At 73.7% G+C, this 23,429-nt stretch carries 20 protein-coding genes; 12 read left to right on the top strand and 8 right to left on the bottom strand.

The genetic code is table 11. From position 1 onward, the window contains the following. The first annotated feature begins 93 nt into the window (after positions 1-93). On the top strand, positions 94-2,565 hold the full coding sequence (gene afsK / locus ACZ7LK_RS21165; protein WP_471142602.1) for a protein serine/threonine kinase AfsK: 2,472 nt from the start codon (positions 94-96) through the stop codon (positions 2,563-2,565). A gap of 69 nt (positions 2,566-2,634) precedes the next feature. Here afsK and ACZ7LK_RS21160 read toward each other — a convergent pair whose 3' ends face one another. Next, positions 2,635-3,411, bottom strand: coding sequence for a hypothetical protein (locus ACZ7LK_RS21160; protein ID WP_469461184.1), 777 nt, complete (start codon positions 3,409-3,411; stop codon positions 2,635-2,637). A gap of 157 nt (positions 3,412-3,568) precedes the next feature. Between ACZ7LK_RS21160 and ACZ7LK_RS21155 the strand changes: the two genes are divergently transcribed. Then, a complete protein-coding gene (locus tag ACZ7LK_RS21155; RefSeq protein ID WP_469461186.1) occupies positions 3,569-4,102 on the top strand; it encodes a hypothetical protein in 534 nt (177 codons plus the stop codon). 137 nt (positions 4,103-4,239) lie between these two features. On the opposite strand, the gene ACZ7LK_RS21150 is transcribed toward ACZ7LK_RS21155, so the two are convergent. Next, on the bottom strand, positions 4,240-4,473 hold the full coding sequence (locus tag ACZ7LK_RS21150; protein WP_392275083.1) for a sigma-like protein: 234 nt from the start codon (positions 4,471-4,473) through the stop codon (positions 4,240-4,242). A gap of 172 nt (positions 4,474-4,645) precedes the next feature. Further along, a complete protein-coding gene (gene afsR / locus ACZ7LK_RS21145) occupies positions 4,646-7,597 on the bottom strand; it encodes an SARP-family global regulator AfsR (RefSeq protein WP_392275084.1) in 2,952 nt (983 codons plus the stop codon). Positions 7,598-7,871: 274 nt separating this feature from the next. On the opposite strand from afsR, the gene ACZ7LK_RS21140 reads away from it, so the two are divergent. Together ACZ7LK_RS21140 and ACZ7LK_RS21135 are read left to right on the top strand one after the other, a co-directional pair. Beyond that, entirely contained in the window at positions 7,872-8,168 is a 297-nt protein-coding gene (locus ACZ7LK_RS21140; RefSeq protein ID WP_392275085.1) for a hypothetical protein, read from the top strand. Between the two features lie 44 nt (positions 8,169-8,212). Next, entirely contained in the window at positions 8,213-8,815 is a 603-nt protein-coding gene (locus tag ACZ7LK_RS21135; RefSeq protein WP_392275086.1) for a pentapeptide repeat-containing protein, read from the top strand. A gap of 131 nt (positions 8,816-8,946) precedes the next feature. On the opposite strand, the gene ACZ7LK_RS21130 is transcribed toward ACZ7LK_RS21135, so the two are convergent. Next, positions 8,947-9,789, bottom strand: coding sequence for an alpha/beta fold hydrolase (locus ACZ7LK_RS21130; RefSeq protein WP_471142596.1), 843 nt, complete (start codon positions 9,787-9,789; stop codon positions 8,947-8,949). A 150-nt stretch (positions 9,790-9,939) separates the two neighbouring features. Here ACZ7LK_RS21130 and ACZ7LK_RS21125 point away from each other — a divergent pair, with 150 nt between their 5' ends. From ACZ7LK_RS21125 to ACZ7LK_RS21115, 3 genes are all read left to right on the top strand, one after another. After that, entirely contained in the window at positions 9,940-10,353 is a 414-nt protein-coding gene (locus tag ACZ7LK_RS21125) for a PaaI family thioesterase (protein WP_471142593.1), read from the top strand. A 227-nt stretch (positions 10,354-10,580) separates the two neighbouring features. Next, positions 10,581-12,152, top strand: a complete 1,572-nt coding sequence (locus tag ACZ7LK_RS21120; RefSeq protein ID WP_471142590.1) for an APC family permease — start codon at positions 10,581-10,583, stop codon at positions 12,150-12,152. Positions 12,153-12,248: 96 nt separating this feature from the next. Continuing rightward, the gene (locus ACZ7LK_RS21115; protein WP_392275090.1) at positions 12,249-12,566 is read left to right on the top strand and encodes a cupin domain-containing protein; all 318 of its coding nucleotides are present in this window, start codon (positions 12,249-12,251) and stop codon (positions 12,564-12,566) included. Positions 12,567-12,572: 6 nt separating this feature from the next. Here ACZ7LK_RS21115 and ACZ7LK_RS21110 read toward each other — a convergent pair whose 3' ends face one another. From ACZ7LK_RS21110 to ACZ7LK_RS21100, 3 genes are read right to left on the bottom strand one after another with little or no spacing between them, the layout of a single operon-like run. Next, positions 12,573-12,902 carry a putative quinol monooxygenase gene (locus ACZ7LK_RS21110; RefSeq protein ID WP_469461194.1) on the bottom strand — a complete coding sequence of 110 codons (330 nt, stop codon included), beginning with the start codon at positions 12,900-12,902 and terminating at the stop codon, positions 12,573-12,575. Positions 12,903-12,939: 37 nt separating this feature from the next. Next, complete coding sequence (locus tag ACZ7LK_RS21105; RefSeq protein ID WP_471142587.1) at positions 12,940-13,704, bottom strand: IclR family transcriptional regulator; 765 nt, start codon at positions 13,702-13,704, stop codon at positions 12,940-12,942. Between the two features lie 10 nt (positions 13,705-13,714). Next, positions 13,715-15,217, bottom strand: a complete 1,503-nt coding sequence (locus ACZ7LK_RS21100) for a CehA/McbA family metallohydrolase (RefSeq protein ID WP_471142584.1) — start codon at positions 15,215-15,217, stop codon at positions 13,715-13,717. A gap of 92 nt (positions 15,218-15,309) precedes the next feature. On the opposite strand from ACZ7LK_RS21100, the gene ACZ7LK_RS21095 reads away from it, so the two are divergent. From ACZ7LK_RS21095 to ACZ7LK_RS21075, 5 genes are all read left to right on the top strand, one after another. After that, entirely contained in the window at positions 15,310-16,137 is an 828-nt protein-coding gene (locus ACZ7LK_RS21095; RefSeq protein ID WP_471142581.1) for a TIGR03619 family F420-dependent LLM class oxidoreductase, read from the top strand. A 27-nt stretch (positions 16,138-16,164) separates the two neighbouring features. After that, positions 16,165-18,786 carry a bifunctional FO biosynthesis protein CofGH gene (locus ACZ7LK_RS21090; RefSeq protein ID WP_392275095.1) on the top strand — a complete coding sequence of 874 codons (2,622 nt, stop codon included), beginning with the start codon at positions 16,165-16,167 and terminating at the stop codon, positions 18,784-18,786. A 93-nt stretch (positions 18,787-18,879) separates the two neighbouring features. Next, a complete protein-coding gene (locus tag ACZ7LK_RS21085; protein WP_392275096.1) occupies positions 18,880-20,001 on the top strand; it encodes an ADP-ribosylglycohydrolase family protein in 1,122 nt (373 codons plus the stop codon). A 200-nt stretch (positions 20,002-20,201) separates the two neighbouring features. Then, positions 20,202-20,618 (top strand): hypothetical protein, encoded by a 417-nt coding sequence (locus tag ACZ7LK_RS21080; RefSeq protein WP_471142577.1) that lies wholly within the window; start codon positions 20,202-20,204, stop codon positions 20,616-20,618. 17 nt (positions 20,619-20,635) lie between these two features. Further along, entirely contained in the window at positions 20,636-22,972 is a 2,337-nt protein-coding gene (locus ACZ7LK_RS21075; protein WP_471142574.1) for a tetratricopeptide repeat protein, read from the top strand. Positions 22,973-23,083: 111 nt separating this feature from the next. On the opposite strand, the gene ACZ7LK_RS21070 is transcribed toward ACZ7LK_RS21075, so the two are convergent. Continuing rightward, positions 23,084-23,293, bottom strand: coding sequence for a DUF397 domain-containing protein (locus tag ACZ7LK_RS21070; protein WP_471142571.1), 210 nt, complete (start codon positions 23,291-23,293; stop codon positions 23,084-23,086). Positions 23,294-23,429 lie beyond the last annotated feature (136 nt).

Raw genomic sequence — 23,429 nt, 5'->3', positions numbered from 1 at the left:
CCGCCCCCGGGTTCGCAACCACCGCCCCGGACAGGAAGAATCAGGGGGCACGGGGCCGTACTCTCATGGCCCCGACGGGGAGGTGGCAGGCAAGTGGAGCAGCTGACGCAGCACGACCCGAGACGGATCGGCCCGTTCGAGGTGCTGGGCCGGCTCGGTGCCGGAGGCATGGGCCTGGTCTATCTCGCGCGATCGGCGTCCGGGCGGCGCGTGGCGATCAAGACGGTGCGGACCGAGCTCGCCGAGGACCAGCTGTTCCGCGTCCGCTTCACGCGCGAGGTGGAGGCCGCACGGGCGGTGTCCGGCTTCTACACGGCGGCCGTGGTCGACGCCGACCCGCGGGCCGCGGTGCCGTGGCTGGCCACCGCGTACGTCCCGGCGCCCTCGCTCGAGGAAATAGTGAATGAGTGCGGGCCCCTGCCGGCCCAGGCGGTGCGCTGGCTCGCCGCCGGGATCGCCGAGGCGCTCCAGTCCATCCACGGCGCCGGCCTGGTCCACCGCGACCTGAAGCCGTCCAACGTCCTCGTCGTCGAGGACGGGCCGCGCGTCATCGACTTCGGCATCGCGTCCGGCGTCTCCAACACCCGGCTGACGATGACCAACGTCGCCGTGGGCACGCCCGCCTACATGTCACCCGAACAGGCGAAGGACTCCCGCAGCGTCACCGGCGCGAGCGATGTCTTCTCGCTCGGCTCCACCCTGGTCTTCGCCGCCACCGGACACGCCCCCTACCACGGGGCGAACCCGGTCGAGACGGTCTTCATGCTGCTGCGCGAGGGCCCGGACCTGGAGGGGCTGCCCGACGAACTGCGGCCGCTCATCGAGTCGTGCATGCAGATGGAGGCGGGACTGCGGCCCTCGCCGGCCGACCTCCAGGCGCAGCTCGCACCGCACCTGTTCTCGGGCAGCGACGACAGCGGTACGGCGTCGGCGTGGCTGCCGGCCCGCGCCACCGCCATGATCGAGACCCGCCGGGGCGGCCGTCCCAGCACCCCGCCGCCCCCGCCGGCATCCCCGGCCGCCCCGCCCCCCGCGCCGCCGTCCGCGCCCCCTCCCGCCCCCGGCGGCGACCGGGACACGGCCTGGCGGGGCGGCACCGGCGACCCGCGCACCGGGCACGCGGCCCCCGCCGCCCCCGTACGGCTGCCCGGCGCCCCCGTGCCGATCGGACCCGGGCCCCGCGTGGCCGACACCCGCGCCGCCTTCCCGGTGGACGCCGGACCGACGACCGGCTGGATCCGCCGCCCCGCCGGCGGCCCGCACGGCGCCGACCCGGCCACGTCCGGTCCCGCCGGGTCCGCCGCGGCGCCCCCGCAGCACCTCGCGCCCCCCACCGGGCCGCCCCTGACCGGCCCGTCCGGCTCCTCCGCCCCGTCCGGCTCCTCCGGGGCCCCCGGCTCCGGCGCCCAGGAGCCCGCGGGCCCCGGGCACTGGCGGCCGTGGCGGTTCCGGATGTCCAACGACGTTTGGGGCACGCCCGTCGTCTCGGGCGACCTGCTCTACGTCACGTCCTTCGAGGTCCACGCACTGGACGTGGGCACCGGCCGGCGCCAGTTCAAGACCCGGGACGTGGCCTGGACGATGGCCGTGGCGGGCGGCCGCATCCACGCCTCCGACGGACCCTCGCTGTACGCGCTCGACGCCCTCGACGGCAGCGAGCGGTGGCGGCTCCAGACCGACGCCTGGGCGTATTCGCTCAAGGTCGACCGCGGCACCGTGGTCACCGGCACGCGCGGCGGCGGCGTCCAGGGCTGGGAGGCCTCCAACGGCGAGCGGCTCTGGGAGATCACCGGGGCGCAGACCGACTTCGAGACCCCCGACGCCGGGCCCGCCCTGTTCGGGGACACCGTCTACGTGTGGCGCGACGCCCGGCTCCAGGCCCTCGACGCGCGCACCGGCACGCAGCGCTGGTCGTACCCGATCGGGGACGCCGCCTCCTGCGGCGGGGTGCCCGTGCGGGTCGCCCCGGCGGAGGACGGGTACGTCTACGTGGCCGCCGGCACCCGGGTGCTGTCCATCGACGTCATGTCCGGCCACGTGCGCTGGCACTTCGAGGCCCCGGCGGTCTTCCTCTCGCCGCCGGCCTTCGCCCCGGGCCCGGCCGTCACCGGCGGCGGGGTGTACCTCGCCGACTACCTCGGCACGGTGTACGCGCTGGACGCCACGACCGGAAAGGACCGCTGGCGCATCGCCACCGAGTCCCGCCACTCCAGCGAGCCCGTGCTGGTCGCGGACGGCAACGTGCACGTCGGCAGCGGCAGCGCGGTCTACACCCTGGACGCGGTGACCGGCACCCCGAAGTGGCGCTTCCCGGCCGGCGGGCCGATCATCGGTGCCCCGGTCGTGGCCGACGGCCGGCTCCACTTCGGCTCGGCCGACCACGTGCTGTACACCCTGGACGCCGGCGGCGGCCAGCTCCGGTGGAAGCTCACCACCGGCGGCGAGATCACCGGCTCGCTGGTCGCGCGGGCGGGTGTCGTCTACGCGTGCAGCAAGGACCGGTGCGTCTACGCGCTGGACGCGGTGAAGGGCACGGCCACGGGCCGCGGCGGCGCCGGGCGGTAGGTCGCCCGCTCCGGTCGGTCGCCCGGCCGGAGCGGCCGAGGCGCCGGTGCCGTCGCCCGGGCGCGTGCCTCAGCCGCGCCCGCGGTGGGGCCCGCGCGGCCGGTCCGGTCCGCCGGGCCAGGCGTCGGGGCCGGGTCCGCCCTGTCCGGGACCCGGCTCGTCGGGGCCGGGGCGGTCGTCGTACCGGTCGTCGTACCGGCCCTCGTCGTAGCGGGGGTACTCGGCGGTGCGGGTCTCGTCGGAGCCGTCCCCGTAGGGCCGCTGCCCGTACGGCTGTCCCTGCCCCGGGGGCTCGGTGTAGGGCTCCGGCCGGCCGTGGGGGTCGGCGTACGGCTCGGTGTACGGCTCCGGGTGCTGCTCGGCGTACGGCTCGTCGTGCCGGTGGCGGCGTCGCCACCCGCGCCCTTCCGTGTCGTACGGCTCGCGGTCGGCCCGTCGGCGTCCGCTCATCAGCGCGGCGCCCAGCAACAGCAGGATGCCGCCGCCCAGCGCCAGCCCGACGCCCTGTCCGAGCCCCGAGCCGTCCGACTCCACGCTCAGGTTGCCGGCGGCCTGCCCCTGGCGGACCATCCACAGCACGGTGAAGCCCAGCACGATCACGCCCGCGACGAGGACCAGCAGCCGGGACCGCAGCACCACTCCGATCACGGTCACCAGCGCGGCGACGGCCAGCGGCAGCAGGATCGAGGTCGCCAGGTCGGCCTTCGTCTGGCCGATGCCGCCGAAGAGGTCGGCGACGGGGTAGTTCCGTCCGGGACGGCCGTCGTACCAGGCACGGAAGGGGCTCCAGACGGCGGCCGTCGCTCCGACGAGAGCGAGGATCGAGCCGACGACGTTACGGATCATCCTCGGCCTCCCTGGGTCCGGCTCTCGATCACGACGCTACGCCCGGCGGGAGCGGAGCGCCACACGACGGAACGGGAGGCCCCTCCCGCGCTGCTAGGGTGACGTGCGCCCGTCAAGATCGGGCTGCATCCACTCGCACTTTCAACGGGGGTTGAACGTGAAGCTCCGCCATGTCCGCGCCGTCGCCGTCTTCGGCATCGCCGTCGTCGCACTCACCGGAGCCCGTGGCTCCCACGGCGGAAGCTGTGGCGGTGGCCACAGCTCCAGTTCCAGCAGCAGCTCCAGCGGCGGCTCCGGCTCGGACACCAGCAGCAGCTCCGGCAGCACCACCGGCGGCAGCGGCGACAGCACCGGCGGCAGCTCGGGCGGGGTCTCCGTGCCCGGCGGCTCCAGCAGCAGCGACCGGGCCTCGCGCGACATCAAGATCGACGAATGCCGGATGGACGACTCGGGCAAGAACCTCGTCGCCCGGCTCACGGTCACCAACAGCGGCTCGCTGGACCAGACGTACAACGTCACCATGAAGTTCCGCGGTACGAGCGCCGCCACGGCGTACGCCAGCGTCACCGGGCTGACCGTCAAGGCCGGCGCCTCCCAGCAGGCCGAGGCCACGACGACGTACACCGGCACCGGCGACGGCAGCGAGTACAAGGAGTGCGTCGTCTCCACGGCGACGAAGAACGCGCTCTGACCGGTCCTTACCGGAGCCGGTACGCGACGCGAGGGGCACCGGACCGCGTTCGGTCCGGTGCCCCGTCGTTTCGTGCCGCGGCCGCGGCGGCTCCCCCTCCGCGCCGCCGCGGCCGCACCCCGTCGTGAAGGTCCGTGTCAGCTCGCCGGCGGCGCCGGCGTGTGGTGGTCGCCCTGGGTGGTGACGATGTCCTGGGCGGGCGGGGCGGGCGTGTGGTGGTCGCCCATCGTGATGAGGTCCTGGGCGGGCGGGGCGGGCGTGTGGTGGTCGCCCATGGTGATGAGGTCCTGGGCCGGCGGGGCCGGCGTGTGGTGGTCGCCCAGTGTCGTGATCGTTTCGCGCTTCGTCTCGAGCTTCTTCTCGGCGCTCATGAATCCGTCCCCCGTGAGGTGCTGATGGTGTGTGCGTGCCTTCTGTCCGGCGACTCCCCCGAGGGTCGCCGGGCAGAAGGCTAGTGGACCCGCTGGTCCCCCGATGTGGCGGATCGACTGCTACGAGCATGCCGGGCCGGCATAAACAATCGATGAACGGCCTGGTGGGAGGTCATGCGGCGGTCAGCGGCGACAGCAGCTCCCGGGCCTCCGCCGCCTCTGCGGCCCCCGACTGCTCGTGCAGGGCCAGCGCCTCCCGCCAGCAGGCCCGCGCGCGGCCCGTCTGCCCGAGCCGGTCCAGCGCCTTGCCCAGGGTGATCAGCACACTGCCCCGGATACGGTCGCCGCCGATGCAGCCGATGGCAAGGGCTTGCTCGGCGTGTTGGGCGGCCCTGGCCGGCCGCTGGGCGGACAGGTGCGTCTGGGCGATGCGGAAGTGCGTCGTCCCGGCCCACAGGCGCTGCCGGTTGGTCTCGAACCGGTGCAGCGCCTGCGCCAGTTGCTCCAGGGCCTCGGCGTGCCGGCGGGCCTGCGTGAGGGCGACCCCGAGGGCGTACTGGGCGTTGGCCAGCCGCAGGGTGTGGCCTATCCGCTCGTACAGCTCGACGCCCTGCTGCGCCAGTTCGATGGCCTGGGGCACCCGGTCCATGGACAGGTGCAGCCGCGACAGGTTGCACAGGGCGCTGGCCTCACCCGGGCGGTTGCCGTCCGCGCGGGACCCCTCCATGCCCCGCAGCAGGTGCTTCTCGGCGTCCGCGTGCCTGCCCTGGTTGAAGGCGATGATGCCCCGGTCGTTGTCGGCCCAGTACACCGGAGCGGGGTCCCCGGCCGCGGCGGCCAGGCGCGCGGCCTGCTCGGCCTCCCGGTCCGCCTCCTCGTACCGGCCCGCGACGAGGTGCACGTTCGTCATGGACGTCCGGGCGCGCGCCTCGACCCGGGCGTCGCCCGAGGCGCGGGCGGCGGCCAGGGCGGTCAGCGCGGCCGTCTCGTACAGCTTGGAATTCGCGCCGGACTCCGCCAGGTCCTGGGCGGCCCACAGCAGGTCCACCGCGGTACGCAGGCCCGGACCGCCCGTCGCCTGCCGGGCGCAGGCCAGCAGGCAGTTCGCCTCCGTGTACAGCCAGTCCAGCGCGGCCCGGCGGTCGGTGAAGGACAGTCCGTCGTACGCGGTCGGCTCCAGGTGGTCGACCAGGCGGTCGCCCGGCCGTTCCATCGCGAAGACCCGGGTCGCCGTCGACAGATAGAAGTCGAGCAGACGGGACAGGGCCAGCCGGCGTTCCGCCGGCGGCTGTTCGTCCCGGGCGGCGCATGCACGCGCGTAGAGGCGGACCAGATCGTGGTAGCGGTAGCGGCCCGGAGCGGCCGACTCCAGCAGCGACGTGTCGACCAGGGACTCCAGCAGGTCCTCCGCGTCGTGCGGCGGGAGGTCCAGCACCGCCGCCGCGGCCGCCAGGGAGATGTCCGGCCCGTCGGCGAGGCCCAGCAGCCGGAACGCCCGCGCCTGCGCGGGTTCGAGCTGGCCGTACCCGAGCTCGAACGTGGCCTTCACGGCGAGGTCGCCCGCCTGGAGCTCGTCCAGGCGCCGCCGCTCGTCGGCGAGCTTGGCCGCCAGGACCGACACCGTCCAGGTGCGGCGCGCCGCCAGGCGGGAGGCGGCGATCCGGATCGCCAGCGGGAGGAACCCGCACGAGGCGACCACGTCCAGGGCCGCCTCCCGCTCCGACTGCACCCGCTCGGCCCCCACGATCTTGGTGAAGAGCTGGAGCGCCTCCTCCGGCGACATCACATCCAGGTCCACCAGGTGCGCGCCCGCCAGGTCCACCATCCGCACCCGGCTGGTGACCAGCGCCGCGCACCCCTCCGTACCGGGCAGCAGCGGCCGCACCTGGGCGGCGTCGCGGGCGTTGTCCAGCAGGACCAGCACCCGCCGGCCCGCCAGGGTCGAGCGGTACAGCGCGGCGCGCTCGTCGAGGGTGTCGGGGATGGACGAGTCCGGGGTGCCCAGCGCCCGCAGGAAGGCGCCCAGCACGGTCTCCGGCTCCGCGGAGCGTGCTCCCGCGCCCTGGAGGTCCACGTAGAGCTGGCCGTCCGGGAAGCGCGGGCGGGCGGTGTGCGCGACGTGCACCGCGAGCGTCGTCTTGCCGACCCCGCCGATGCCCGCGAGCGCCGAGACGGCCATCACGGAGCCCTCGGCCGTGTCCAGGTGGTCGCTCAGCTCGCGCACGAGCGCCGCCCGCCCGGTGAAGTCCGGCACGGTCGCGGGCAACTGCGCCGGACGGGAAACGGCCGGGGCGGGCGCCGGGGCCTCCACCGGGCGGGCCAGCTCGGCGTCCGCCCGGAGGATGCGCTGCTGGAGCCGGGCCAGCTCCGGGCGCGGGTCGACGCCCAGCTCGTCGGCGAGGAGCCGGCGGGTGTCGGCGTACACGGCGAGGGCCTCGGCCTGCCGCCCGCTGCGGTACAGGGCCAGCATCAGCAGTTCCCGCAGCCGCTCGCGCAGCGGGTGCGCGGCGGTCAGGGCCGTCAGCTCCGACACCGCCTCGGCGTGGTGCCCGCACTCCAGGTCCAGGTCCAGCCGGGTCTCCAGCAGCCCGAGCCGCCACTCCTCCAGGCGGGCGCGCTGCGTCTCGGCGTACGGGCCGGGGACGGACGCCAGCGGCTCGCCGTCCCACAGGCCCAGCGACTCGTCGATCAGCGCCCGCGCCCGGTTCCGGTCGCCGCCGGCCCGCGCCTTCTCCGCCTCGACGGCCAGCTCCTGCGCCACGTTCAGGTCCAGGGCGTCGGGACGCACCCGGATCGCGTACCCGCCGGACTCGCTGACCAGGACGCCCGGCGGGAGGACCTTGCGCAGCCGGGAGGCGTACGTCCGTACCGCGGCCAGGGCCTGGGAGGGGGGCTCGTCGCCCCAGATGGCGTCGATCAGCTCGGCGGCCGTCGCCGTGCGCCCGTCGCGCAGCAACAGGGCGGCCAGCAGGGCACGCTGCTGCGGCGAGCCGGACGGCAGGGGTTCGCCGTCGCACCGGGCGCGCACCGGGCCGAGCACGCCGAAGCGCAGGCCGCCCACCGCGCCGTCGCCGTCGCGCGGGGCGCGCTGCTCCGGCACCCGCGGCCCGTCTTCACGGTCCATAGCTCCCCCTGCCCGTACCGCTGGTTCCGCCCCCGACAGTCTGCCTTGTCGACGGCGTTTGCGTCAGCAGTGGGTGACGCTCTGCACAAGGTCGTGACACGATCCGCCCACCAGTGATCTGACGGGTCGTCAGTTCGCCGCGGCCACCCCTGCACCCGCCACCCGGACGGCTCCGCCCGGATGCGCGGTCCGCCCCGGCCCGCGAACACTGGTCGGGACGGCGCCATGACGGACAGGCCGGACACCACGGACAAGACGGACAAGAGGCGGGCTCATGCGCACGATGCTGATGTGCCAGATGGACACCGGGAAGACCAACGAGGCGATCAGGGCCAACCGGCTGGAGGAGGTCCTGGGCGCCTTCCTGGAGCGGGTGAAGCCCGAGGCGGCGTACTTCGGCTCGGTGGACGGCATGCGCACCGGGTTCATCGTCTTCGACCTGGAGCACCCCTCCCAGATGCCGGTCGTCTGCGAGCCGCTCTTCATGGAGCTCGACGCCAAGATCACGCTGTTGCCCGTGATGAACGCCGAGGACGTGCGGACGGGCGTGGGGCAGTTCCTGTCCTCCTGACGCCGAGCGGCCGCGTTGTCGGTGGCGGCCGGTTGAATGGGCGCATGGGGAACGAACACGACGTACGCGACCTCGTCGTCCGCGGTGAGGACTGGTACGCCCGGGAGCTCGGCCCCGGGACCACGTACACGGGCTGCACCTTCTACGACACGGACTTCACCGAGGTCGTCAACGAGGGGGCGGTCTTCGACGAGTGCGTCTTCTCGGGGGTGCGCTTCAACGCCTCCCGTCACACGGGGGCGGCGTTCACCAACTGCTCCTTCCGCGGGTGCGGCTTCTTCGACACGCGCTTCGAGCGGTGCAAGGTCGTCGGCAGCCGCTTCGAGCGGTCGACGTTCGGGCTCCTGGAGGTCACCGGCGGCGACTGGTCGTTCGCCGGCCTCCGCGGCGCCGACCTGCGCAAGGTGTGCTTCGACGGCGTCCGCCTCCGCGAGGCCGACCTCACCGGCGCCCGCCTGGAGGGCGCGCACGTCCTCCGGTGCGACCTCTCCGGCGCGCTGCTGCACGGCGCCAAGCTCAAGGACGCGGACCTCCGGGGCAGCGACCTCTCCTCCCTCGACCCCCTGACGGTGGACCCGGCCGGCGCCAGGATCGATCTCGAACAGGCCGCCGTCATCGCCACGGCGCTCGGCTTCCACCTCGGCTGACCGCCGGTCCGCCGTCCGCTCTCCGCCGTCCGCTGTCCGCCGGCCGCTGTCCGTCCTCCGCCGTCCGCCGGCCGCGATCCGCCGTCCGCTGACCGCCCGCCGCCCGCCGCCGTCCGGCGACTTGCTCTCCGCTATCCGCGCGCGAGCATCGCCCCGGCGACCTCGCCGACCGCCGCCCCGGGGATCGCGGTGGCGGCGTCCTCCAGGACGAGCAGCCGTGCCCCGGGGATCTCGCGCGCGAGCGCCTCGCCGTTGCCGACGGGGAAGAACGGGTCGCGGCGGCCGTGGACGACGAGCGTGGGGACGGCGATCCCGGGCAGGCGCTCGCGCCACCGGGGCCGGCAGTCGAGTCGGGAGAACACCAGGCCCAACTGGTTGGCCCGCTGCACCGGGGGCGCGGTGCCGGGCGTGCGGTCCCAGACGCGCGCGGCGGTCGCTCGCGCGGCGGCGGGGTCGTCGCCGCGGATCTCCGCGCCGGCGGCGGCGAACTCCGCGACCGCCTCGCGGTCGGCCCAGTCGGGCGCCGGACGGGCGAACAGCCGGCCCATCGTCGTGCCGTCGTGGTCGGGGAGGTCGTCGTCGGTCGGGCCGGGGGCGACCGGGCGGGTGCCGATCAGGGTGAGCGCCGAGAACGCGCCCGGATGGTCGAGCACGGCCACCTGGGCGACCATCCCGCCGACGCCGATCCCCGCGAGGTGCGCCGGCCCCCCGCCGAGCGCCTCGACGAGGGCCGCCGCGTCGGCGGCGAGGTCGCGCAGGGTGTAGGCGGGCGCCTCCGGATCCGTCGCCTCGGACTCCCCGCTGTCGCGGAGGTCGTAGCGCACCGCGCGGCGCCCGCCGGCGGCGAGCCGCTCGCACAGCGCGTCGGGCCAGGAGAGCATCGTCGGCCCGCCCGCGAGCAGCACGAGCGGCGCGTCGTCGTCCCCGAAGGACTCGACGCCCAGGGCGGTCCCTCGAACGTGGACAGTGGTCATCCCCTCACCGGCAGCCGTCGTGGGTCGGGTGTCATACGGGGCAGACCCGGCCCGCCGCCCGGACTCATCGCCCACGCCCCGCCTCTTCCCGCCCGGCCGGCGGGCGTCCGCACGGGTTTCGGGGGAGGGGCGGGGCGGCAGCATTGCGGCATGACTCTCACGCTCGTCGAAGCCGACAAGATCCTCGCCGACAACTTCGCGCCCTGGGTGCTGGAGCTCGGGCTGTCCGTCGTGGAGGCGGGTGAGGCGCACGCCGTGCTGCGGCTGCCCTGGGACGGGCGGCTGGCCCGGGAAGGGGGCGGGCTGTCGGGGCAGGCGCTGATGGCGGCGGCCGACACCGCCACGGTGATCGCGGTGGCCTCGGCGCGCGGGGCGTTCGTGCCCATGACCACGGTGCAGCAGTCGACCAGCTTCATGCGGGCGGTGACCGGTGCCGATGTACTGGTGGACGCGCGGATCACCAAGCTGGGCAGGCGGATGGCGTTCGCGGACATCACGATGACCGCCGAGGGCGCGGCGGAGCCCGCCGCACGGGCCTCGACGGTGTACGCGCTGCTCGGCTGAGGCGCCGTCCGAAATCGGCGCGGGAAAATTTGGAACCGGACAAAATGGGCATGGCTGCGGTTCCCGCATATCGGACGGTGCGGTTTTGACCTACCAATCGGTCGGCATGCGCCCGAGGGCATCTTTCATTCCTTGCCCGAGGCGCCCGTGTGGCCTCGTAATGCAAGGAAAAGATCGCGGAGTTCCTTCTTCCGGATGTGGAAACCGCAGCACCTAACGTCCACTGCATGACTCAGGTAGAAGCACGGCCCCAGGCCGGAGACACGGTAAGGGGCGTCACCGCGACGGGTGGCACCGGTGACGTACGGACCAAGGGGCTCGGCGGCAACTCCGTCGGACTGGTCGGCAGTGCCGTCATCGGCATCTCGACGGTCGCCCCCGTCTACTGCCTGACCTCCACGCTGGGGTCCACCGCGGGCGAGGTCGGGCTCCAGATGCCGGCCGTCTTCCTGGCCGGATTCCTGCCCATGCTCCTGGTGGCCTTCGCCTACCGCGAGCTCAACCGGGCGATGCCCGACTGCGGCACGTCCTTCACCTGGACCGTCAAGGCCTTCGGCCCCCGGATCGGCTGGATGTGCGGCTGGGGCCTGGTCATCGCGACGATCATCGTCCTGTCCAACCTCGCGGGGGTCGCGACCTCCTACTTCTGGCTCCTCGCCGGGGAGATCAGCGGCAGCCCGGACATCGCCGCACTGGACGACAACAAGGCCGTCCACATCCTCACCTGCCTCACCCTCATCGCCATCGCCACCGCCATCAGCTACCGAGGCATGACGGCCACCAAGAGCGTCCAGTACGCGCTGGTCGGCCTCCAGCTCGCCGTCCTGGCGATCTTCGTGGTCATGGCCTTCTCCAAGGCCGGCGGCACCGACTTCCCCACCGGCGCCGACTTCTCCTGGTCCTGGCTGAACCCCTTCGAGGTCGAGTCCTTCTCGGCCTTCACCGCCGGCCTGTCCCTGGCGATCTTCATCTACTGGGGCTGGGACGCCTGCATGGCGACCAACGAGGAGACCACCGGCAGCGCCAGGACCCCCGGCCGCGCCGCCCTCATCACCATGGTCGTGCTGGTCGGCTCCTACCTGGCCACCGGCATCGCCGCCCAGATGGTCGTCGGCTCCGGCGACCAGGGCCTCGGCCTCGCCAACCCCGACACCTCCGACAACGTCTTCGCCGCCCTCGCCGGGCCGGTCATGGGCAGCGTCCTGGGCGTCACCCTCTTCGTCGCCGTCCTCGCCTCCGCCGCCGCCAGCCTCCAGACCACCTTCATCCCGGTGGCGCGCACGGTCCTCGCCATGTCGACGTACGAAGCCCTGCCGCACTCCTTCACCAAGGTCCACCCCACGTACAAGACCCCCGGCCTGGCCACCGTCGTCGCCGGGGTCGCCACCGGCGTCTTCTACACCGTGATGACCCTGGTCAGCGAGAACGTCCTGGTCGACACGATCTACGCGCTCGGCCTGATGATCTGCTTCTACTACGCGCTGACCGCCTTCGCCTGCGTCTGGTTCTTCCGCGGCGAGCTGACGGCCTCCGTCAAGGACGCGCTCTTCAAGGGCGTCCTGCCGGCCCTCGGCGGCCTGATGCTCACCGCCGTCTTCGCCAAGACGCTGTACGACATGTGGGACCCGGCCTACGGCTCCGGCTCCTCCGTCCTCGGCATGGGCTCGGTCTTCGTGATCGGCGTCGGCCTGCTGCTCCTCGGCGTCGTGATCATGCTGGTGATGCAGCGCCGCAGCCCCGCCTTCTTCCGGGGCGAGGTGCTCAGGAAGGAGACGCCGTCGCTGGTCGTCGCCGACTGACGGACACCTGAGCCGGAGGGGGCGGGCACCGTGGGACGGCACGGCGCCCGCCCCCTCCGTATGCGCCGCCTTCCGCGGCACGGCAAGGTGGACGGTATGTACGACCTCAACGTGATCGCAGAGGAACACCTCGTCGCCGCGCACGCCGACGAGCACGGCCGCAGCGCCAACCTGATCCTCCGGGACCCGCCGCTGCGGCAGAGCGTCATCGCCCTCACCGCGGGCACCTCGCTCGACGAGCACAACACCCCGCCCGCCGCGTCCCTCCAGGTGCTGCGGGGCGTGGTCAGGGTGACGGCCCAGTCCGGTGACGTGGAGCTGACCATGGGCACCCTGTACCTGCTGCCGCCGGAGCGGCACGGGGTGACGGCCGTGACCGACGCGGCGGTGCTGCTCACCGCCGTCAACGACTGAGCGGCCTCACCCGCGCGGGCTCAGCTCCGCCATGGCGTTCCAGCCGTGCTGGTCCGGCAGCTCGACGTTGATGATCTCCGGCGTCGTCGCGATGGCACCGGCCATCGCCTCCAGCCCCGCCGCGAAGTGGTCCGACGCCACGTGCGCCGCCCCCGCCTCCGCGTCCGCGAAGGCCTCCAGCAGCACGAACCGGTCCGGATCCGCGACGTCGCGCGACCAGTCGAAGAAGAGGTTCCCGGGCTCGGCGCGCGTGGCACGGGTGAAACCGTCGACCAGCGTGAGCCACTGGTCGCGGTACTCGGGACGGACGGTGAACCTGACGGCGATGAAGATCATGCCGTTACGGTGCTGCCCGCCCCGCCCGCGGTCCAGCTCACGCGCCGGGGATTCCGGCACCGCCCGAAAACGCCGCCACCGCCCCGGCCACCGCCGCCCGCACCCTGCCGTACCGCAACCGGAACTCCACCGTCGGCAGGGCCACCGACAGGGCGTGCCGCACCTCCCCGCCGCCCGGGACGACCATCGCCAGGCAGGTGTACGCCGGGTCCGCCTCGCCCACCGACACCGCGAACCCCCGCCCCCGCACCCGCGCCAGCTCCGCCTCGAAACGCTCCGCCCCGGTGATCGTCCGGTCGGTGAACCGGGCCATCCCGTGCTCGGCCAGGTACCGCCGCCGCACCCCCCGCGACACCTCCGCCAGCAGCGCCTTCCCGTGCGCCGTGGCGTGCGCCCGCACCTCCGGCCCGGGCGAGAAGGGGTCGGCCGTGGCCGTCACGGGAGCCGTACTGTCCACCACGGTGATCCGCCCGTCCCGGTACGCCGTCACGTACGCCTCCGCACCGCTCTCCCGCCGCGGCCGGGCCAGCACCTCACCGGCCCCCGGCGCCACCTCCACCCGCCGCCGGAACGACCGGTGCAGCGCCGCCACGCGTGGCCCCGGCGCGTACCCCCCGCCCTCCGCCCGCACCAGATGGCCGCGCGCCACCAGCGGCCCGAGCAGGTGGTACACCGTCGACAGCGAGCACCCCAGATGCCGCGCCAGCGCCTTCGCCCCGACGGGCCCGGCCGCGTCGGCCACCACGTCGAGGATCTCCAACGCACGCTCCACGGACCGGGGCCCACCACTGGCATCGCTCATACGGCCGAGCCTAAGGGGCGGCCCGGACGGCCCCCAGGAACACCGGGTTCGTGAACGCCGCCAGGGCCCCCGGGAGGGGCGGCAGCACCGCCGGGTGGCGCACCTCGGCACGGACGTAGCCGGCCCGGGCGGGCGTCGTCGTCCATTCCACCGTGCCCGCACCCGAGGCGGGCAGCGGGGCGGAGTGCACCAGGCCCTGGTCGGTGACGAAGTGGGCCGTGCAGCCCGGGGCGCCCGTCACGTCGAGGCGGGCGGTGACCGGGGTGCCGGGCGGGACGGCGAGACGCCCGCCGATGCCCGCGTGGCCGCCGCGGCCGCCCGTCACCGAGAACGCCAGCGACACGGCGGACGACTCGGCGACGTAACTGCGGCCCGCGCGCAGCCCGGCCAGGACCGCCCCCCGGGTCAGGTCGTCGGCCAGCACGACCGTCTGCGGGCCGCCCACACGGTCGGGCTCGCGGTGCGCGTCGCTGCCGCCCATCGCGGGGACCCAGCGGTCCCCGGCGGCCAGGCCGCTGTCCCAGTGGGCCAGGGTGACCTCGTCGTCCGGGGTGTACGGGCCGTTCCACACCTCCACCGCGTCCGCGTCGGCGAACCCGGACCTCCAGCCGCAGCCCACGCACGTGGCGTGCGGGTGCGCCGGGACGGCCAGCCCGCCGGCCCGGCGGATCGCCCGGGCCGTACGGCCGAAGCGGTCGTCACGGGCCCGGTGGCGCCAGTCGACGAACGTGCCGGGATCGGTACCGACGGCGAGCAGGTGACCGGTGCGGGTGGTGACCTCCACGCCGGTCAGGACCAGCAGGTCGTCGCCCCACAGTCCCTCCCACGCCCCGTGGCCGGCGTGCGTGTTGTGCTCCGAGGTGTTGATGAAGTCCAGCCCGGCGGCCCGCGCGGCCGCCGCCACCTCGGCGGGCGTGCGCCGCCCGTCGGAGTGCGTCGTGTGCAGGTGGCAGTCGCCCCGGTACCAGGCCCGCCCCCGGCCCCGGGCCCGCTCCGGCGGGTACACCGGGCGCCGGACCGGCCCGGCGGAGCCGTACGTGAGGCGGACCGTCACCGTGTAGGCCAGGCCCTGCGGGGCGATCGTGTAGGGGCCGAGCACGATGTGCCAGGTGCCGGGGCGGACCGGCCCCGCGAGGTACCCGGGCGTGGCGTCGTCGGCACGCAGGAAGAACTCGGTGCGCGCGCCGCCCGACCACCCCCGGAACCCCCGCCCGTCCGGCGGGGCGCCGCGCCCGCCCGGCCCCGTACCGCGCTCGTCGAAGACGCCGATGTCCAGGGCGTTGCCCTGCGTCCCGGGCGGCACGGCGGGCCGGTCGTACGCGTACGACACCCGGAACTCCCGCACCCCCGGCGGCACCTCCACCGGCAGGTACACGTAGTCGGGCGCACCCGGCGGCAGGGTGCCGCGCAGCACCCGCTCCGTCCGCCCGGCCGCGGAGCCCACCCCGCCGGTCACGGCGAAGGCGCCCGCCGTACCCGCCGCACCCGTCACGAACCCTCGTCTGTCCACCATGGGACACCACCCTCCTCGCGGCCGGTGAACTTCCCGCCAATCCGGGGCGACGGTCTCGGAATTCGCCGCCGGCCGCCATACCTTGGGCGCTCATGCGCATCGCGACGACGATTTTCCTCACGGACCGGACCATCACCCCGGTACGGCTCGCACCCGAACTCGAACAGCGCGGCTTCGCGGGCCTGTACCTGCCGGAGCACACCCACATCCCCGTCGAACGCAGCAGCCCCTACCCGGCGGGCGGCGAACTGCCGCCGGAGTACGGCCGCACCCTCGACCCCTTCGTCGCGCTCGGCCAGGCCGCCGCCGTCACCGAGCGGCTCGCCCTGGGCACCGGCATCACGCTCGTCGCCCAGCACGACCCCATCGACCTCGCCAAGCAGGTCGCCACCCTCGACCACCTCTCCGGCGGCCGCTTCACCCTCGGCGTCGGCTACGGCTGGAACCGCGAGGAGGCCGAGGACCACGGCGTCACCTGGACCACCCGCCGTGACCGCACCCGTGACCGGATGGCGCTGATGCGCGCCCTGTGGGCCGCCGAACCCACCGCGTACGACGGGGAGACGGCCTCGGTGCGCGCCTCCCACGCCTTCCCGAAACCCGCCGGAGGCGCCCCCCGCGTCCTGATCGGCGGCGCGGCCGGGCCCACGCTGTTCGCCCACATCGCCGAGTACGCCGACGGCTGGCTCCCCGTCGGCGGCCGGGGCCTCGCCGAGAGCATCCCCGCGCTGCGCGAGGTCTGGCGGAAGGCGGGCCGCGACCCCGAAGCCCTCCAGGTCGTGCCCTACGCCGTCCGCCCCTCGCCGGACAAGCTCGACCGCCTCGCCGCCCTCGGCGTCACCGAGGTCGTCGTCCAACTCCCGCCGTCGGGGGAGGCGGAGGTGCTGCGCACCCTGGACGAGTACGCGCGGTACGTGTAGGGAGGGGGCACTCGTATGCTCGGGGCCATGACGGATGACCAGGCCGGACGCCCCACCCTCCCCCGAGCTCTCGGCTCCGCTCGAGCAGGGGGAACCCCCACCGCCATGCGACGTGCCCTGAAGCGGGCCAGGGACGGTGTCGCGCTCGACGTCACCGAGGCCGCCGTCCTGCTCCGGGCGCGGGGCGCGGACCTGGAGGACCTGACCGCGTCCGCCGCGCGCGTGCGGGACGCCGGGCTGGCGGCGGCCGGGCGGCCCGGGGTCATCACGTACTCGAAGAGCGTGTTCCTCCCGCTCACCCGGCTGTGCCGCGACACGTGCCACTACTGCACCTTCGTGACCGTGCCCGGCAAGCTGCGGCGGGCCGGGCAGGGGATGTTCATGTCGCCGGACGAGGTCCTGGACATCGCCCGCCGGGGCGCCGAACTGGGCTGCAAGGAAGCCCTGATCACCCTCGGCGACAAGCCCGAGGACCGCTGGCCCGAGGCCCGGGAGTGGCTGGACGCGCACGGCTACGACGACACCCTGGCGTACGTACGGGCCATGGCGATCCGCATCCTGGAGGAGACCGGGCTGCTGCCCCACCTCAACCCCGGCGTGCTGTCGTGGACCGACTTCCAGCGGCTCAAGCCGGTGGCCCCGTCCATGGGGATGATGCTGGAGACCACCGCCACCCGCCTGTGGTCCGAGCCGGGCGGCCCCCACCACGGCTCGCCCGACAAGGAACCCGCCGTACGGCTGCGGGTCCTGGAGGACGCCGGGCGGTCCTCCGTGCCCTTCACCAGCGGACTGCTCATCGGCATCGGCGAGACGTACGAGGAGCGGGCGGAGTCGCTGTTCGCGCTGCGCCGCGTCTCCCGCGCCCACCACGGCATCCAGGAACTGATCATCCAGAACTTCCGCGCCAAGCCGGACACGGCGATGCGCGGCATGCCGGACGCCGAACTGGACGACCTGGTCGCCACCATCGCCGTCGCCCGGCACATCATGGGCCCCGCCGCCTGCCTCCAGGCCCCGCCGAACCTGGTCGACGGGGAGTACGGGCGCCTCATCGGCGCCGGCATCGACGACTGGGGCGGGGTGTCACCCGTCACCATCGACCACGTCAACCCGGAGCGGCCCTGGCCGGCGATCGACACCCTCGCCGAGCGGTCCGCCGCGGCCGGCTTCGAGCTCCGGGAACGGCTCTGCGTCTACCCCGAGTTCGTGACCCGCGGCGAACCGTGGCTCGACCCCCGCCTGCTGCCGCACGTCCGCGCCCTCGCCGACCCCGAGACGGGGCTGGCCGACCCCGGCGCGGAGGTGCGCGGCCTGCCCTGGCAGGAACCCGACGAGGCCTTCACCGCCGCCGGGCGCACCGACCTGCACCGCACCATCGACACCACCGGCCGCACCTCCGACCGGCGCGACGACTTCGACGAGGTGTACGGCGACTGGGAGGCGCTGCGGGAGGCCGCCGCACCCGGCATGGTGCCGCAGCGCATCGACACCGACGTACGCGAGGCCCTCGGTGTCGCCGCCGACGACCCCACCCGGCTCACCGACGACCAGGCCCTGGCCCTGCTCCACGCGGACGGGCCGGCCCTGGACGCGCTGTGCCGGACCGCCGACGCCATCCGGCGCGACACGGTCGGTGACGACGTCACGTACATCGTCACCCGCAACATCAACTTCACCAACGTCTGTTACACCGGCTGCCGCTTCTGCGCCTTCGCCCAGCGCCGCACCGACGCCGACGCCTACACCCTGTCGCTGGACCAGGTCGCCGACCGCGCCCAGCAGGCGTGGGACGTGGGCGCGGTCGAGGTGTGCATGCAGGGCGGCATCCACCCGGACCTGCCGGGCACCGCGTACTTCGACATCGCCCGCGCGGTGAAGGCCCGCGTCCCCGGCATCCACGTCCACGCCTTCTCGCCGATGGAGGTCGTCAACGGCGCCACGCGCACCGGGCTGTCGATCCGCGAGTGGCTGACGGCCGCCAAGGAAGCCGGTCTGGACTCCCTCCCCGGCACCGCCGCCGAGATCCTCGACGACGAGGTGCGCTGGGTCCTCACCAAGGGCAAGCTGCCGGCGGCCACCTGGATCGAGGTGGTGCGCACCGCGCACGAGCTGGGCATCCGCTCCTCCTCCACGATGATGTACGGCCACGTCGACCAGCCCCGCCACTGGCTCGGCCACCTCCGCACCCTCGCCCGCATCCAGCAGGAGACGGGCGGCTTCACCGAGTTCGTCACCCTCCCCTTCATCCACACCAACGCCCCCGTCTACCTCGCCGGCATCGCCCGCCCCGGGCCCACCACCCGCGACAACCGGGCCGTCACCGCCATGGCCCGGATCCTGCTCCACCCGCACATCCCCCACATCCAGACGAGCTGGGTCAAGCTCGGCGCCGACGGTGCCGCCGAGATGCTCCGCTCCGGCGCCGACGACCTCGGCGGCACGCTGATGGAGGAGACGATCTCCCGCATGGCCGGCTCCGGCTACGGCTCCTACAAGTCCGTCCGGGACCTCACCGCCATCGCCCGCGCCGCCGGCCGCCCCGCCCGCCCCCGCACCACCCTCTACGGCGAGGTCCCCGAGGAACGCCGGCGCGCGGCCGCGGCCTCCGACGGACACCTCCCGGAACTGCTGCCGGTCCTGACCGACTGAGCCCGTCACCCTCCGGGCCCGGGGCGCGCGCACGCCGTCCATTACAGTGCTGCGCGCCGGAGTGGCGTACAGGGGCGACGGAGGGGACGCGAGGTGAGCGCAGCAGCCGCGGCGGTCTGGGGCCGGGCCGAGCAGCAGGACTTCCGCGCGCGGGTGCGCGGCTGCCTCCTGGGCGCCGCCATCGGGGACGCCCTGGGGGCCGGCGTGTCCGGGCTGTCGGTCGAGGCGATCCGGGCGGCGCACGGCGCCGACGGGCTCGCCGACCTGGCCCCGGCGTACGGGCGGCGCGGGGCGGTCACGTCCGCCACCCAGCTCTCGCTGTTCACCGTGGACGGTCTGATACGGGCCCAGGTGCGCCGGGACACCGGCGCCTGGCACCCGCCCACCGATGTGCACCGCGCCCATCTGCGGTGGGCCGCCACCCAGCGCGACTGGGGCCCCGACGAGCGCCGCCAGGACAACGGCTGGCTGGCCTGCGAGGAGTGGCTGTACACCCGCCGCGACCCGGCCCGCGCCACGCTCACCGGCCTGGCCGACGGGGTGCTCGGCACCCTGGACAAGCCGAAGAACCCGGCCGCCCGGGACGCCGGCGCCCTGGTGCGGTCCGCGCCGTTCGGGCTGCTGGTCGGCTGGGAGCCGCAGTTGGTGTACCAGCTCGCCGTCGAATGCGCCGTACAGACCCACGGCCATCCGGCCGCGTACCTCTCGGCGGGTGCCTTCGCCGTCGTCGTGCACGGCCTGGCCCGTGGGGAGAGCGTGGACGGCTCCGTGCAGCGGGCGCTGGCCCTGCTGGCGGCCCGCCCCGGGCACGAGCCGGTCGGCGAGGCCCTCCAGCACGCCCTCGGCGCGGTACGCCAGGGCATCCCCGGCCCGGCCAGGATCGCCTCGCTCGGCGACACCGACGGCGAACACGCCGAGGACGCCCTGGCCATCGCCGTCTACTGCGCGCTCGTCGGCGAGGACGTACGGCACGGGCTGCGCCTGGCGGTGAACCACGACGGCCCGTCGGAGACCACCGGCGCCCTCACCGGCGCGCTCCTCGGGGCCCTGCACGGCGAGACGGCCCTCCCGCCGGCCTGGCTGGCCGAACTGGAGGGGCGCCCCACGCTCCTCCAGCTTGCCGACGACTTCGCGATGGAGATGACCCAGGGCCCGGCCCTGCACGGCCCGGCCGCCTCCGCACCCGGCTGGCTGGCCCGCTACCCGAGGGGCTGACGCCCGGGGGAGCGGGCCGTACCGCTGTCAACTCGCCCGCGTCGATCGCCCGCGCGCGGTCGGAGGCGCGGAATACCCGCGCGACCGGGAGTGCGGGCACCCGTTCGGCTGCCGGACGTTCCCCTGACAGTCACATGTGCCCACCCTATTGTGGGCGTTCGGCCAAAAGGCCGGTCGAGGAACTGAGCATGGGGGCGTGAATGGAAGCTCAGATGGTCGAGTTGGCACGGGTGGCGGGTACGGCCGTGGTCACACTCATGGCCACCGACGCCTGGGAGCGCACGCGCGACGGGATGGTCGCCCTGTGGCGTCGTGTCAGCCCGGGACGCGCAGACGGCGTCGAAACCGCTCTGGAGTCGGCACGCGACGACCTCCTCGCCGCCAGGGAGAACGGTGACGAGCTCACCGAACAGGAACTGCGTGAGGACTGGACGGGCCGGGTGCGCCGCCTCCTGCGTGACCAGCCCGAGGTTGCTGCGGAACTGCGCGCGATGCTGGCCGAGCTCGATCCGGAGTCCGAGAACAGAGGCGCCCACACGATCCGGCTGCAGGCGGAGGCGTCGGGCAGTGGCCGTGTCTACCAAGCCGGCCGTGACCAGCACATCACCGAGCGGTGAGGGAGAGTGAGCAGGGCGTGCAGGAGACCGTACGCGGTCACGCCTCCGGTCAGGGGCGCGTCTACCAGGCTGTCCGGGATCAACACATCACGGAGTACCACCATCACTACGCACCGGGAGAGCCGGCCTCGCTGTTCGACGGCTCGGTGCGACGGACCGTGGTGCGGGTGGACGCGGCACCGTTCGGCGTGCCCGGCCCCGCTCCCGATTCGGTCCGCACGCCACTGGTGGGCCGGACCCCGCTCGTCCTGAGGGACAGGCGGGAACTGATGGACACTTTGGTGAATGCCGCGCAAGAGCAGACGGGCGGCATCCATGTCCTGCACGGTCTGGGCGGCTGCGGCAAGACAGCGTTGGCTCAGGCCGTGTTCAACGAGGTGACACGAGGCGGCCGGCGCATCGGTCTGTGGGTCAACGCGTCGGAGCGGGCCTCCCTGCGTGCGGGCATGCTCGCGGTCGCGGCCGACCGAGGAGCCCGGACGACCGAGCTGGCGGCCGCGTTCGACGGGCAGCGGGCGTCCGCGGATCTCGCGTGGCACTACTTGGACCATTCGTCGCAACCGTGGCTGCTCGTCCTGGACACCGCCGACGATCCCACCGCGCTCAGCGAGGGTTCCTGGCTCCGGCGCAGCCCGCTGGGAACGGTCATCGTGACCACCAGGCAGTCCGGTTCCGCGCTCTGGAACGGAACCGAACTCCACAATGTGGACCTACTACCTGAGGAGGATGCCGCCCGGATCCTGTGCGACCTGGCGCCGCGGGCAGGCACAGTGGAGGAGGCGAGAGCTGTGGCCCGGCGGCTTGATTGCCTGCCGCTTGCCGTGACTTTGGCCGGTTCCTTTCTATCCCGACAACTCTTGGAGAGTTGGTCCATGAGCGACTATTGCCGTCACTTGGACGACAATGCGGCGGAACTGATCGACCGAGGGGCGACGGGCGGCGACTCCGAAAGAAACGCACGGCAACTCGTGAGCAGGACGTGGGGGATTTCCCTGCGTGCCCTGGCCGAGTCCGGCGTACCGGAGTCCACGACGCTGCTGCGACTCCTTTCGTTCTGGGCGCCGGACCCGGTACCGCTGTTACTGCTCCGGCCCGAAGCCGTCCAGCGAACCGAAGCGGCCGCTGTCGAACCCCCACTTCTGGGGCAGCACGTCGAAACGGCGCTCAGGGGCCTGATGGACCACTCACTGGTGTCCCTGGTGGAGGTCGAGGACGAAGGAGCGGTCCTGCGGTGCGTCAAGGCGCACGGCATCGTCCTGGACAGTGTCGCCGCCGGCGTGCCGCGGGAACAGCGGCGCCCGCTCGCAGCAGCGGCCGCCCGGCTGTTGGAGGAGCAGGTGCCCGCAGAACTCGTGAGGGGTCGCACGCCGGCGCATCTGCGGTACCTCGTGCCCCATGTCACCACACTCCTCCGGCACACGCCGGACGCCGACACCGCACCGGCGATCGTCGACGTCGCCGTGCGCCTGGCGGGCCACGTCTTCGAGGGCGGCGATTACCAGGCTTCACTCTTCCTCGCCAACGCCGCCGGAGCCACTGCCGAACAGTGGCTCGGGACGGAGGACCCGGTGACTCTCAGGGCCCGTCACCGTGCCGCTCTGGGGTTGTTCAGACTCGGCCGGTTCGCAGAGTCCGAGGACCTGCACCGGCAGGTTCTCGAAACACGGAAGCGTGTGCTGGGGCCGGAACACCCGGAGACCCTGGAAAGCCGCCAGGACATGCACGAGCCGATCGGTCAGCTGAACCGCCCCGAGGAATCGGTGGCCGCTCTGCGTGTGGCGGAGGAATACCGCACCCGAGCCCTGGGGCCACAACACCCCGACACCCTCCACACCCGAGCGCTGCTCATCGAATACCTCGCGACGACCGACGCGATCGCGGATTTCGACAGGATCGGCGAATCGACGGTTTCCGCGTGCACGGAAATTCTCGGGCCGGATTCCTTCACCACGGTGACCGCCGTGCACAATTTCGCCTACGGGCTCTTCCGGTTCGGCCGGTGGGAACAGGCGGAGCCCGCCGCCCGCCAGGCTTTGAGCGGCCGGGAACGGGTGCACGGTCCCGGGCACCCGCTCGCGCTGTCCGCCGCTGTCCTCCTGAGCTGGATCCTGCGGGAACGGGGATCGCTCGAGGAGTCCATCGCGTTGGCCCGCCGTGTCGTCGCCGGCCAGGACCGGGCGCTCGGGCCGGAGCATCCTTACCTGCTCGTCAACCGCACCGGACTGGCCGTGTCCCTCGCCGACTTCGGCGCGATGGCCGAGGCCCGGGAGCTGGCTCGCCAGAACCTTCCGCTGTGCGAGCGGGTACTGGGTCCGGAAGACCCTGTGACCGTGGAGACGCGGCGTCTGCTCTGACCGGACCTCGGGCAGGCCGCTGACAGCAACCAGCCCCCTCGGCCGGGACGGCGGACCAGTCGAGAGGGCTTCGGTCGTTCAGGGCACCGGGTAAGAGACCTGCCGCCTGCATCATGCGCTGGGAGGCACGCCTTCGCTGATGTCGCGGATGAATGCGGTCCACATGTCCGCGGTGACCTCCAGCCCCCGGCGGCCCGTGTCCTTGGAATCGCGGACGGCGACCGTGCATCCGTCGAGCGTCCGCACTTCGACGCAATCGCCATTGACGGCCGAGTAGGAGGACTTCGTCCAGTCCGTCAGCGTGACGTGCCGAATCAGCATAGTGACTCCGATGGTTGTGCCAGATGAATGGGTCCTGTCACCCTCAGCCGCCGGTCAGCGGCTGCTCTACGGACGGTACGCCGCGCTATCACTGCACACGTGAGCGGTTCACCCATCCGGATGGCATATTCCATCG

Source organism: Streptomyces sp. NPDC039423 (assembly GCF_055598725.1).
This window is presented reverse-complemented; position numbering and strand designations above follow the sequence as displayed.

Bases quoted from the DNA above. Each gene is read 5' to 3' on its own strand.
- ACZ7LK_RS21100 (WP_471142584.1), bottom strand. From the start codon at position 15,217: ATGGTGGACAGACGAGGGTTCGTGACGGGTGCGGCGGGTACGGCGGGC.
- ACZ7LK_RS21110 (WP_469461194.1), bottom strand. From the start codon at position 12,902: ATGATCTTCATCGCCGTCAGGTTCACCGTCCGTCCCGAGTACCGCGAC.
- afsR (WP_392275084.1), bottom strand. From the start codon at position 7,597: ATGGACCGTGAAGACGGGCCGCGGGTGCCGGAGCAGCGCGCCCCGCGC.
- ACZ7LK_RS21090 (WP_392275095.1), top strand. From the start codon at position 16,165: ATGACGGATGACCAGGCCGGACGCCCCACCCTCCCCCGAGCTCTCGGC.
- ACZ7LK_RS21150 (WP_392275083.1), bottom strand. From the start codon at position 4,473: ATGAGCGCCGAGAAGAAGCTCGAGACGAAGCGCGAAACGATCACGACA.
- ACZ7LK_RS21125 (WP_471142593.1), top strand. From the start codon at position 9,940: ATGACTCTCACGCTCGTCGAAGCCGACAAGATCCTCGCCGACAACTTC.
- ACZ7LK_RS21135 (WP_392275086.1), top strand. From the start codon at position 8,213: ATGGGGAACGAACACGACGTACGCGACCTCGTCGTCCGCGGTGAGGAC.
- ACZ7LK_RS21130 (WP_471142596.1), bottom strand. From the start codon at position 9,789: ATGACCACTGTCCACGTTCGAGGGACCGCCCTGGGCGTCGAGTCCTTC.
- ACZ7LK_RS21070 (WP_471142571.1), bottom strand. From the start codon at position 23,293: ATGCTGATTCGGCACGTCACGCTGACGGACTGGACGAAGTCCTCCTAC.
- ACZ7LK_RS21160 (WP_469461184.1), bottom strand. From the start codon at position 3,411: ATGATCCGTAACGTCGTCGGCTCGATCCTCGCTCTCGTCGGAGCGACG.
- ACZ7LK_RS21105 (WP_471142587.1), bottom strand. From the start codon at position 13,704: ATGAGCGATGCCAGTGGTGGGCCCCGGTCCGTGGAGCGTGCGTTGGAG.
- ACZ7LK_RS21080 (WP_471142577.1), top strand. From the start codon at position 20,202: ATGGAAGCTCAGATGGTCGAGTTGGCACGGGTGGCGGGTACGGCCGTG.
- ACZ7LK_RS21140 (WP_392275085.1), top strand. From the start codon at position 7,872: ATGCGCACGATGCTGATGTGCCAGATGGACACCGGGAAGACCAACGAG.
- ACZ7LK_RS21115 (WP_392275090.1), top strand. From the start codon at position 12,249: ATGTACGACCTCAACGTGATCGCAGAGGAACACCTCGTCGCCGCGCAC.
- ACZ7LK_RS21120 (WP_471142590.1), top strand. From the start codon at position 10,581: ATGACTCAGGTAGAAGCACGGCCCCAGGCCGGAGACACGGTAAGGGGC.
- ACZ7LK_RS21095 (WP_471142581.1), top strand. From the start codon at position 15,310: ATGCGCATCGCGACGACGATTTTCCTCACGGACCGGACCATCACCCCG.